Source organism: Pseudomonas sp. ESBL9 (genome assembly GCF_036668715.1).
GTDB lineage: Bacteria > Pseudomonadota > Gammaproteobacteria > Pseudomonadales > Pseudomonadaceae > Aquipseudomonas > Aquipseudomonas lundensis.
This window is the reverse complement of the sequence record NZ_JAZEVV010000012.1, coordinates 1-12,405: the sequence shown is the minus strand read 5'-3', so window position 1 is coordinate 12,405 and position 12,405 is coordinate 1. Positions and strand designations below refer to the sequence as shown.

General features: G+C 54.1%; 5 protein-coding genes and 1 pseudogene. All 6 read right to left on the bottom strand.

The window, feature by feature from the left end; translation table 11 throughout:
* Positions 1–186 precede the first annotated feature (186 nt).
* The 6 genes and pseudogenes from V6F78_RS21730 to V6F78_RS21705 all read right to left on the bottom strand — a co-directional run bounded on the left by V6F78_RS21730 (position 187) and on the right by V6F78_RS21705 (position 11,877).
* Positions 187–1,125, bottom strand: a complete 939-nt coding sequence (locus V6F78_RS21730; RefSeq protein WP_332728248.1) for a TauD/TfdA family dioxygenase — start codon at positions 1,123–1,125, stop codon at positions 187–189.
* A gap of 217 nt (positions 1,126–1,342) precedes the next feature.
* Positions 1,343–1,507: pseudogene (locus V6F78_RS22560) on the bottom strand (cupin domain-containing protein); the annotation flags it as partial.
* A 450-nt stretch (positions 1,508–1,957) separates the two neighbouring features.
* Entirely contained in the window at positions 1,958–3,634 is a 1,677-nt protein-coding gene (locus V6F78_RS21720) for a class I adenylate-forming enzyme family protein (protein WP_332728245.1), read from the bottom strand.
* 56 nt (positions 3,635–3,690) lie between these two features.
* Entirely contained in the window at positions 3,691–9,897 is a 6,207-nt protein-coding gene (locus tag V6F78_RS21715) for an amino acid adenylation domain-containing protein (RefSeq protein ID WP_332728244.1), read from the bottom strand.
* Entirely contained in the window at positions 9,894–10,166 is a 273-nt protein-coding gene (locus V6F78_RS21710; RefSeq protein WP_332728242.1) for an acyl carrier protein, read from the bottom strand. Before V6F78_RS21710 ends, V6F78_RS21715 begins: the two co-directional genes overlap by 4 nt.
* Positions 10,167–10,242: 76 nt before the next feature.
* Positions 10,243–11,877: a fatty acyl-AMP ligase gene (locus V6F78_RS21705; RefSeq protein WP_332728240.1), complete on the bottom strand. Its 1,635-nt coding sequence runs from the start codon at positions 11,875–11,877 to the stop codon at positions 10,243–10,245.
* Between the last annotated feature and the right edge of the window lie 528 nt (positions 11,878–12,405).

The window sequence follows — 12,405 nt, the reverse complement described above, 5'->3', positions numbered from 1 at the left end:
ACGGACTATCATAGTTCTCAGTGCCTCACGAATCTGCTACACGACATGCCTAGTACTCTGCAGGAGGACTTTAAGTACACGGCCGCTCCTTCCGCTTGCGAGCCTCAGACTTTGATTTTTATTGTTCAGCGAGCTAATTTATAGAACGAGAACGCCAAATCTCAAACCTCTCATATATTGCAGCGGTTAAAAGTTTGCAATGCAACTGCGAGTCAGAATTCTGCGCTTATCATCCAGAATTGGCGCGCGCGCATGCATTATTCGAGTATTATCAAACATTACCAAATCGTAAAGCTGCCAATGTAGATGATATGCGCTGAGATAAGCCAAGCTGTCAGCTACACGAAGCATTTCGTTAAATTCATCACTTGGGACAGGTTCAACAACGCTGAACGCGGCGCCTTCGCGAAGTCGTGTTTCAAGCAGAACTCTATATAGGAGAATACGGTTACAAAAAGCCTTTTTCGTCGACCATCGAGGTATGCGCGCCAATGGCTCAGTAAACTTCACAATTATCGTTTCGTGCTGGATATCAACCTCTAGCTTTTGTCCATCAACTAGCCTTTCTGATAAACCGAGAGCAGCCTCTTCTATATTTTCCGGAACGACTCCAAGAAGTTTTGCCACTAGCCCTACCGGTAGCGTCCATGTGTGAAAATGATTATGAGTGGTTAAAAAATCACGAATTTTATCTTCGCATTGTGAAAATAGCTCAATACCATCTGTCAACAGTGTCGCCCCTCCACGCAGAGGGGGGTGCTCGCAATAAAGAAACAGGATATGAGGGCTAGTGGGTAAATGGCAGTCTTCACTGTGCCAACCAATAGGACCACTGTGTAGATTTACCGTTGCTGTCAGGCTATCGCCACTGACATCATCCCTATCTCTGTAGTTCGAGTTTTGCGAGGTAACATAGGTCTCCCGGTTCGGTACCATTTTATCTGCAAATACGAGAGTGAATTTCTCGAAATCTTCAATTTTGATATCGAAGCCGCGAAATAATACTACCCCACTTCTTTTAAGCTCGTCCTTGATTTGTTCGGTATCGATATCAGATATCCGGTCTGAATCCGAGCTCGGCTCAATAACTACACCATAGTCGTTACGCAACGGATTAATCTTCATAATTCAGTTCCTCTAGTCTCATTTACGATTAATGACTGCGCCAATTAAGTGATCCACTAGCCAGGTAAATCTAAATAACGAGTCAGGTTTACTTAGTGCGGATTTCAACAATAGCGTTAGCCGAGATACCGCCGACAATGGTTCGATTAATCATTGGATGGAATTCATGGGTAGGGCCAAAGTCGCTGTCGGGATGATAGGCAACGACCGACATTTCATTGTCCGTAGTGCGAAAACCATGATGGCCTTCTGCTGGAATTACGAAAACACACCCTGGCTCCAGTGTAATGACGCAATCGGGCGTGATGCACTCACCCTTCCCACGGATTACCATACCGACTCGCATCGATGGATGCGTATGCAGGGTCTGGTTTATACTCATCGGAAAGTAAAGCAGATTTAAGCAACCGTCGCCCATCATGACAGGTGGAATCAAAAGGGAGTCCGTGCAACCGTCAATGTACTTCAAACGGCCTTGGGCTTCGACCGGGCCGCCAAGGTTGAAAAAACCGTTATAATCGAGGCGTGTAATCGCAATGCCAGAACCGTCGCCGGACAGGACAGTACTTCCCGGTGCAGAGAAATACATTCCCTCATTGATATTGAATTTCCCAGCGGCATGCTCGATCGTCAACGTACCTTCGTAGACATAACCAAAATGCGTACCCTTGTCAGGTAAATCTAGGCGATCGTATGAGCATCCCCATAACTGAGTAGGAAAGGCATCGTCTTTCATGTTAGCCAGCAGACCGTGTGACAGCTGATAAGAGATAAAGCTTTCGGTATTGCTCATCATTACTTTCCTTTTATGTAATAAATGTATGTCTTACGTTTATACAAGGACGCCCACGACTGGGTCATTGCCACATATGCGTTTCGCGTAGATATGAAATCGCTGAGCTAACAGGCTTCGCTTCACTTTGCCTGTCGGGGTTGCTGGTATCGGCTCATTTCCGAACACGATGACTCGTGGCCTATAGCGGGTGGAGCATCCCCTAACCCTCTCCATGACTTTCCTTTCATTATCTTGCGTGTGTTGCATATGCACATATAAGCCGATTTCCTCCCCCGCCATTTCGTTGGTAAAACCCGTCACTGCGAACCTCCCAAGGGAACGCAGCGAATCCAGTTGCGCCTCAATCGCGAGTGGAGAAAGATTCTCTCCATATCGGATGATGATTTCTTTCTTGCGACCGGTAACGAAGAAATACCGATTGCCCTCAATCATGGCGAAAAATCCCAGATCTCCTGTTCGGAGATATCCCTCGCCCAAAGCTGCTTGCGTCGCGGCCACCTCGTCCCAGTAAGCAAGCATCACGGTATGGCCAGAGATCACAATCTCTCCTTCCTCTTCTTCAGAGGCCGGCGTACCGTCCGAGCGCAGGATGCCAATCTCGCAACCAAAAACCGACGGTCCAATACTTGGCACCGCCCACCCCGTAAGCGCGCGCTGGAGATCGGCATCCGATATATTCCATGGCACAGCTGCTGCGAAATTTACACACTCGCTCAAACCATACCCTTGGTGGATGTTGATCCCCGTATTCACCGTGAACTCGTGCGCTACTAACTTGGGTAAAGGTGCTGCTGCCGACACCACATAGTTCAGGTCCGGCAACGTCGACTTAGGAACTGGAATGGTTGCGAGCACGCGAATAATCTCGGGTACCAGCGAGACAATATTCACGTGTTGCTCACGAAGCACAGACCAGATCGCAGCACCTGGCAGACCCGCACACAACACGACATGATTGCCCGCGTAGATGGAAGTAACCATCGAAAATCCAAACGCATTTGCATGAAAGAGCGGCAGGATGCACATGTGCGCGCGATGTTCGGAAAGATTGTGTGTTCTCGATAGACCCTCTGCGTTTACCAGAAGATTGTAATGACTTAGGCACACTCCCTTCGGTACGGAGGTGGTGCCAGAGGTGAACAAGATCACCGCTGGATCGTCAGCCAGCACATCAACCGCCGGCCAAGCGATTTGCGTCTCTTCTACATTCGCTATCACAGGCAGCAGCGGCAATGGACGTACTGTTACCCTATCAGCTCCCGCGAGTTCGGGAGCTGTATCACGCCCCGTCACCAACAAGCACGGGTGTACTTTGTCGATGATAATCTGCAGCACGCGCAGCGATTCCGTATTGCTGACGGGAACCGTTACGGCACCGATCGACATTAAGGCTAAGTGGGCGACGTAAGCCTCGGGAGAATTGCTGGAGAGTACGACCACGCGCTCACCATGTGTCACACCATGCTCGCGAACAAACCAATGTGCCAGCGAACGCACCTGCCTCAACAGATCATCGTAGGAGTAATGATGGGCGAGCATATCTCCTTCGTACCAAGTTAGCGCTGGCGTTGCCTGGGCAATCGACTGCAGGCTAATCAGGACTTGGGGCAAGGTGGTGCGTTTGATTAGTCGTTCGCTCAGACCTCTATTGAGATGTTTCCGAGAAGTAGCATGAAGTAATATTAAGGGAACCGCCGATTGAGATGTGTCCATTCAATGTTGTCTCCAAAATAACGGTACAGGTACAGCAACCAAGCGCATGCCTGATGTCATAGAGTCCCTACTTCATAGTCGAAGCTATCTTCCCTCCCCTCAGCAAGGGGGCATTGCGCTTGTGTCACGAAAGCGGCGAATGTCCGCAAGCTCCCTGCCTCGAACAATGTACGTAACGGCAGTTCGATACCAAATGCCTGATGCATACGAGACAACATAATCGTTGCAAGTAGCGAGTGCCCCCCCAGATCGAAGAAGTTATCCTCCATCCCGACTTTCTCAACACCCAGGACCTCAGCCCACACCGCTGCCATCTCCTGTTCCAGTGCCGTCTGCGGTGCCACATAGGTGTTGAACGGGCTAGCAGGCGATGGCAGGGCACTCCAGTCGATGCTTCCTGTTTGAATCCGAGGCAATTGCTCCAGCACCATCACCGTGGCCGGAATCAAGTGTGGCGGGAGCATTTCAATCAGCGAGTCACGCCAATCAACATCACTCGTAGCGGCCGAAACCTTTGCATGCAACGACACGTATCCCACGAGCTGGACCTGACCGGCTGCATCTTCACGCGGCATTACCACCGCTTCCTTTACCATCGAGTGCGCGTTCAGCGCAGCCTCAACTTCCCCTAAATTGACATAGTGCCCATTGATCCAAGCATGTTGCGCCCGTCCGACAAACTCTAGATAACCATCCGATCGCCAGCGCGCACGTACTCCTGTTCGATACAGCCGCGCCCCGGCTGTAAAAGGCGACGGAACAAAGTCTTGCGCAGTAAGATCGGCGTGCCAAGCATAGTCATGGGCCCACGAGGACGCGTCGACGTACAGCTCGCCAATCACATACGGCGGTACCAGCGCCAACCGCTGATCCAAAACGTAGGCGTGCACCCCCGGTAGCGCGCGCCCCAGCAGAGACGCGCCCCCTGCCGACAGATGTGGAGTGGCCTGCCTGGTCACTCCGTAGAACATGACGTCCGTGCCCTGCTGCTGGCCGGCTGCGACAGCCAATTGCAGGCGCGCACCGACCACTAGCGGCAACAGCACATCACATACCCGTGGCGAGAAGCCTAAGGCACGATGCTGCAATTCATCCTTTGTGCATTCGGCCATTGCTGTCAGTTGCTGCGATACGCCACGGTGCGTCATCGCTATCTGAGTGCGATGGCCGCGAGCATCCCACATAGTGAACAAACAGGAAGCATCGTCCAAGCCTATCTGTGCGTTGAAGTGATCACCAGAGAGGGCGGCAATAGCTTCCGTTTGTTCAACCAGTTCGATGGCAGGGCAGTTAGCGCTCACCAGTGCCGTTGCGCGCCCATCCGTACCCAGTGCCAATGTTGCGCCGCCTTCGACTAACAGTTCCCGTAGGTACTCGTCGGAATAGCCCGGGTCGAGGGGCAGACAAATCGCGCCGGCTTTCAGGATACCCAGTAGCGCTACGGGCGTTACCGGCGCTGGCTGCATGATCAAGCCCACTGGCGAGCCGGCTACTACACCCTTTGCCAGTAGATGGCGTGCCAGACGGTTCGACCCCACCTCCAACGCTTCGTAACTCACGCTACCATCCTCAAATTCAAGGGCCGTGGCCGTCGGCGCCCGTAGAGCTTGCGCACGGACCATCTGAGGAACGGACAGCAGTTCGGGTGCGGCGGTAACCTTGTTCCACTGCTCCAGAATCAGACGCCGCTCTGCGTCGCTCAGCAGCGAGAATTCACACAAAGGCTGATCTGGCGCCGATACGGCTTGCTCCAGCAACGAGCAATAATGCATTGCAAACCGTTCCATGGTGGCAGCGTCGAACAGGTCCGTCGCGTACTCAAGGAAACAAGTGACGCTGTCACCGTCCTCGCGAATGCGCAACATCATCTCGAAGCGGGCGCTCACTTCGCCAGCCGAGAGAGACTCGATCACTAGCCCCGGAAGCTGTAGTGTTTCCGGCCGGGCGTCCGCAGTGATTGAATTGATCATCACCTGAAAAATCGGTGGACGCGACAGATCACGTGCCGGATTGATCTCTTCGACCAATCTTTCGAACGGCAGGTCTTGGTGGCTGTACGCCTGGAGCGAAGTTTCCTTTGTACGCGCCAACAACTGCCGCAAGCTTTGCGTTCCGGACACGTCGGTACGCAGTACCAGGATATTAACGAAAAGTCCGATCAACCCCTCGGTGTGGCGATTCGTGCGGCCTGCCACTGGAGTGCCAAGCACGATGTCTTCTTGGTCGCTCCAACGCGACAAAATATACTGGAAGCCAGCCAGCAGTAGCATGAACAGCGTTGCATTCTCCGCACGCGCCAGTGACACCAATTGTTGAGTAAGTGCCTTAGGCAAAACGAAGCACAGCTTCGCGCCACGGAAACTCTGCACGGACGGGCGGGGCCGATCCAGCGGCAGTGTCAAATCAGCCGGCATGCCGCTCAGTTTGGTTTTCCAATACTTGACTTGGTGTTCAAGGGTCTCGCCTTGCAGCCAAGTGCGCTGCCACAGCGCATAGTCTGCGTATTGCACCGACAACTCCGGTAACGGCGAGCTTTTCCCTTGGGTATAGGCCGTATACAGAGCGCCAAGCTCACGAATCAGGACTCCAAGTGACCAGCCATCCGAGACTATGTGGTGCATGACAACGACGACAACATGTTCGTCAGGCGCCAAACGCAATACCGTGACGCGGAACAGTGAACCAGCCGCCAGATCGAAGCTCTTCTCGGCCACTTCATTCATTACACGAGTAGCCTCGTCTGAACGGGTGGCGACCGGCAGGTTGGACAAGTCCAGTCGTTGTAGCGCAAACCGCCCAGGCAACTCGATTATCTGCTCGATTGTCTCGTCGTCAGCCTCGATTCGAGTACGCAGGGGTTCGTGCCGACGAACGATCTCAGCGACACTCCGTTCGAATGCCTGATCGTCGAACAGGCCGGTGAAGCGTAGCGCCCCCGAAATATTGTAGGCCGAGCCCATCGACTCGATGTGTTCAAGCAACCACAGTCGTTCTTGCGCATACGACAGTGGCAGACGCGGCGGACGCGGCTGGACAATCAGTTCCGGCACTTGGGAACGGAGATTGCCTTGCTGTGCGGCATCCAGTACTGCAGCCAGTGCGCTCAACTTTGGGTGTTCGAAGAGCGTGCGCAAAGGTAACTCCACGCCGAACACTTCGCGCATACGTGCCGCCACTTGTGTGGTCAACAGAGAATGCCCCCCCAACTCGAAGAAGTCATCCTGACTGCCAATACAATCGAGCTTGAGGACATCGCTCCAAATACCCGCCAAGGTTGTTTCTGTGACCGTTCCAGGGGCAAGGTATTCGGTCCCCCTCTGTAGCAAATCGGGCCCGGGCAAGGCTTTCCGGTCAAGCTTGCCATTGGGTGTCAATGGCAAGCTTGGTAAACCCACGAAGTGCTTTGGTACCATGAAATCGGGCAGGAACTGCAGTAACAGGCCACGCACCTCGGCGCGATCCGGCATGACTTCGCCGGTACGGCCCACCAGATAGCCCACCAGTTGCTTGTCACCAGGACGATCTTCCTTGGCCACTACTACGGCCTGACGTATGCCAGGCAAGGTTGCAAGCGCGGTCTCGATCTCATCCAGCTCGATGCGAAACCCGCGGATCTTGACCTGATGATCGATACGTCCCAGGTACTCGATGCTCCCGTCCGGCAGGTAGCGGGCCAGGTCGCCCGATTTAAACATCCGTGCGCCGGGAGTGTTGCTGAAGGGGTTGGGGATGAACTTTTCTGCAGTGAGTTCTGGCCGGTTAAGATAACCACGGGCTAGCCCTTCGCCACCGATGTGTAATTCGCCGACGACCCCGATAGGAACAGGGTTCAGATCGGAATCCAGCAGGTATAATTGTGTATTGTCGATCGGCTGTCCCAGCACCGGGACGTCGCCCGCTGCCTGGATATCGCAAATCAAGGTATCTACAGTTGCCTCGGTCGGCCCATATACGTTGTAAAACTGCTGCCCGTTTAGATCCTTCAGCGTCTTCCACATCTGAGGATCAATCGCTTCGCCTCCGATCAGGAAATTCCTGGCCAGCCGAACGGAGTCGCCTGTTGGTAACAGTAGTGGAAGCTGTGCGGGCGTGCAGTCGAGGACATCAAGCTGCCAAGGGCCGATCATCGACGCCAGTAATTGTGGGTCGTGGCGGATCTGCTCCGGTATCAGGTACAAGGTGGCACCCTTCAACAATAACAACCATTGCTGAACCGACGCGTCGAACGAGATCGAGGCATTCACGCCAACCCGCAGCCCCTTCCCATTACCAATGTTCTTATAGACCCGGTTCACCAGGGCGATCAGCAGATTGATCGCCGCCTGATGCGTTATGCATGTCCCTTTTGGCCGGCCCGTGGAGCCCGACGTATAGATCACATAGGCCAGGTTGGCCGGATCCACGGTGTGCTTGGGATTGGTGCCGCTGAAGCTCGCCAGTTCAGTCGATTGTGTATCCAGACAGAGCGTCTTGATCTTGTTGGCATATACTCCGAGGATCGGTTTTAGATGCTGCTGCGTTAGCAATACCATCGGCTTGGCATCATTGATCATGAAAGCTAGGCGATCCGGCGGATAACTCGGATCCAACGGCATGTAGGCTCCGCCGGCCTTCAGAATGCCTATAAGCCCGACCATCATCTCTAAACTCCGGGTCGCACAGATACCCACCAAGACGTCCGGCCCTACCCCTTGGCCTCTCAGGTAGTGCGCCAACTGGTTGGCGTGTCTATTAAGATCCGCATAGGTGAGTTGCAAGTCTCCATACAACAAGGCCAAGGTATCAGGTGTACGAGCGGCTTGTGCCTCGAACATCTGCTGAATGGTACTACGGGGGCACTCGGCCGCAGTGTTGTTCCACTCGACCAGCAACTGGTGGCGCTCCGAAGCACCCAGTATGTCTAGTGCTCCAAGGCGCTTGTCTGGATCAGCCACGATCAAGTGCAGCAGGCGCCTGAAATGTCCTGCCATTCGCGCCATTGAGGCCGCGTCGTAAAGTTCGGGAGCGTATTTGAAGTCGCAGCGTATGCCGGCCTCCAGTTCAAGTGTTTCCAAGGCCAGCGACACATAGGCTCCCATACCCGACTGCTGGGCCGAGAACCCCTCCAGCTCGAACCCACCCCATGAGACCTTGGCGACGCTGTTGCACACAGTCATCAGACGGGCCGTGGCACGCCCGTGGCGCGCCTTCTGGAAAGTAAATGTCGTCTGGTACAGCGGATGGTCGCGCGAGGCACGATCCGGCTGCAGCCGTTCGACGAGCCGAGAAAAAGGGTAATCCTGGTGTGCCAAGCCGCGCATCGCTGTACGCCGCACAAACTGGAGCACCTGAGACACGGTAGCTCCCTTCTCGAATTGGATACGCAAAGCGACCGGATTGACAAAGTCACCTACGATCTTGTCCCACACCGCATCCGTTCGACCCGGCATTGGCACACCGATAATGATGTCGTCCTGTCCGGAATGGCGGTGCAGCAACATTGCATAGGCCGCCAACAAGGTGGAAAATAGAGTGCTTGACTGTGCCGCTGACAGCGTGCGCAGTTTCTGAGTTAGTGAGGCGGACAGCTCAATACTATGCCTGAGTTGGCATTGTGCTACGTGACTTGAGCGCGGATGGTCGGTGTGAAGCTGTAACACCGGCAGCGTGCCCTCCAATTGCTTCTGCCAGTAACCCCATTGCGCCTCCCCTTTCTCGCTCTCCAACCAGCTTCGCTCCCATTCAACAAAGTCCCGGTAGGTCTTGTGCGGTGCGTTTTTGGCTGCCACGGGCAATGCCCCTTGCAGAAGCACGCCCAACTCATCAATCAGCTGCCAATAGGACCAGCCATCGCCCGCGATGTGATCGAAGGTTAGTGCCAAGACCGCTTCGGCGGCATTGATCCGATACAGCGCGGCACGGATCAACGCGGGACGCGCCAAATCAAACGGTTTCACGAAATCAGAGGCGACCCGATGCGCAAGTAGCGCGATATCCTCTGATCCAACGACATGCTCGGTCACACTCACCGGTGCCGCAGCCCGCACGCATTGCTCAGGCTCGCCATCTCGCTCCCTATAACAGGTCCTCAGCATAGGGTGGCGAGCAACCAGCTGCGTTATTGCGTCAGACAACGCATCGAACTCAAGCCTACCCAGGACTCGGGCGGCAAAACCGTTGTTGTGGCACCCCTGCATAGCAGGGTCCATGCGGTACATAAACCAGCGGCTGCGCTGCGCGAACGAAAGAGAAAACCAGGATTCTGCCGGGACAGAGTGCGTCACCGTACGCGCTCTAATAAAGCCGTGCGGGAAGCAACATCGTTGAGTTGCGTGTCCACGAAGACCGCTAACTGGGCCAGCGTCGGATTCTCAAGCACACATTCAACGTCGATCTCTATATTGGTTAGGTCATGTACCTTGCGCGCAAAACGTAAAGCAATCAAAGAGTCAACACCTAGCTCATCGAAGTATGCCGTGGTGGACACTAGCGCTGGATCCATATCCAGCAGAGCAGCAAGTTCATCCCTTAAATGATGTTTGAGGTCAGTCATAACACTCCCAGTATTTATTTGACTTAGAAGTTAGGTTACCGCATGGCCTAGATGCCTGATAAATGATGAAACCCTACTAAAAAACCCGTTCGAGCGTGCCCGACAGGTAGTCGAGGTGGCATTGGTGCCGTCGCACTTTTCCACTCGACGTGCGTGGTAAGCTACCCGGTTTGATCAGCACCACCCCATCAACGGCGACGCCGTTGACGGCGCTTACTGCTTGGCGAATGGCACTCGTGACTTGCGGCCACTCCGCTTCGCGCCGCAACCATTCGCGCTTGAGTTCGAAGACCAGCAGCAGCCTGTCACCACTCTCTTCGTTCAATGCGAAGGCTGCACCTCCCGCCTCACGTAATGCCTCGTGGCTTGCCTCTGCTACTCCTTCGATGTCGTGTGGCGCATATTTTTTGCCATACACAATGATCAGGTCCTTGAGCCGCCCGGTCACGAATAACTCCCCGTTCTTCATGTATCCCAAGTCGCCTGTACGCAGGTATAGCTGGTCGCTACTACCCTCGATGCAGGCGCCGAACACTTGCGACGTTAGTTCGGGGCGGTGCCAATATCCAGCGGCCACACTCCCGCCTTCGACCCAAATCTCACCTATGTCCAATTCGGGCAACGCCATGAATGTGGCCGGGTCGACAATCTTGATCCGTGTGTCGAGCCGCGGGGCACCGCAACTGACAACGGCACTACCATGATGGGTACAGACTTCTGGTAACTCATCAATATGCTTGCCCGTGATGAACAACGTCGATTCGGCCATGCCATAGCAAGGATAGAAAGCTTCAGGCTTAAAACCAAAGGCCGCCATATGACGGGTAAAACGCTCGATAGTCCCCGCGCGGATTGGCTCAGCACCGCAGAACGCAACCTGCCAGGCCGAAAAGTCGCAATCGGCGAGCTGATCGGCACTCACGTTGCGAGCCGCTAACTCATACATGAAATTGGGGCCGCCACTGATCGTGACATTGAAGTGGGAAATGATGCGGAGCCAGCGCTCCGGAAACTGCACGAACTCTACCGGCGACATAAAACTGCTGATACAACCGACAAACATTGGCTCAAGCACCCCGCCTACCAACCCCATATCATGAAACAGTGGCAGGGCTGTAAGGATCGATGAGGCAGGCGTTAACCCCATTCCCTCCTTAATCGCGGCGCAGTTGTGCATTAGGTTGCCGTGCGTTACCACAACCCCTTTCGGATCGGACGTCGATCCGGATGTATACTGCAGAAATGCAACGGTGTCCTCGCAGATGGTAGGCATGATCGAGCGTGCTTCTGCATGGCCCTCAGCCGCTTCCCAAGCACGCATGTCAATGAAGGACAACACGTTATCAAGTCCTATCTGATTAATGTTAATGTCGGAAATTACGCTGCGAACTGCTGCGTTCTTGGCCAGCAGATCCAGTCGCGATATGAGCGCCTTGCGGCGCGGGAGGGGCGTTGGAACGGCGATGCAGCCGGCCAGCAAGCAGCCGAGGAAGCCAATGATGAACAGATTCTGCGACTTGCACGTCAGCAATACACGCTCACCATATAAACCCAGTTGCTGCAGTCTGGCAGCGATGCTGCTCGCCTTCTCATGCAGGGAGCGAAACGTCAATTCGACCGGGACGAAACTGGCGCCCTGAAAAAAACGATAGGCTATTTCGTCAGGCTGCTCTTGAGCGCGCCGGCAAACAATTTCTGGCAAACTTTGCAATTATGCCTCCCCCAATATCAATATCCAAACAGCCTGCCACCCAGCGCGATGACGATGGAACGGAGATTCAACCTTGTTTGTCATGCTATATGGCTCCTTCAGCACCAGATGTTGGGCTGTTGAACCCTCTACAACATCAGTCCCACAATTAGAGGGAAATTGTTGACGCAGGGTGCCTAGCAATCGTTGAACAGAAATAGGCGTTGTTTGAGGCTGCATGTCATGCGCGCGAGAGCCACAGTTCATGATGCATGTTTCTGAGGCGAACAGGAGTGTCAGACACTTCCAATTTTACAGTAGGAAATATCATCGTTATTCGAGGACCTAGGGAAATCCTGAAAAAGACTTCCTGATTTGGCAAAATCCCCGGACACCAATCGCCGAGCTTTTCGATGATGAAGTGTAGTGGTCTAATGAAACCGGACACCCATTTAGGCGAGAATGCTCGCCAGATCGAGGTGTCAGATGACCAAACAACGCCGCTCCTTTACTCCTGAATTCAAGCGCGAGGCTGCCGACCTTGTGCTC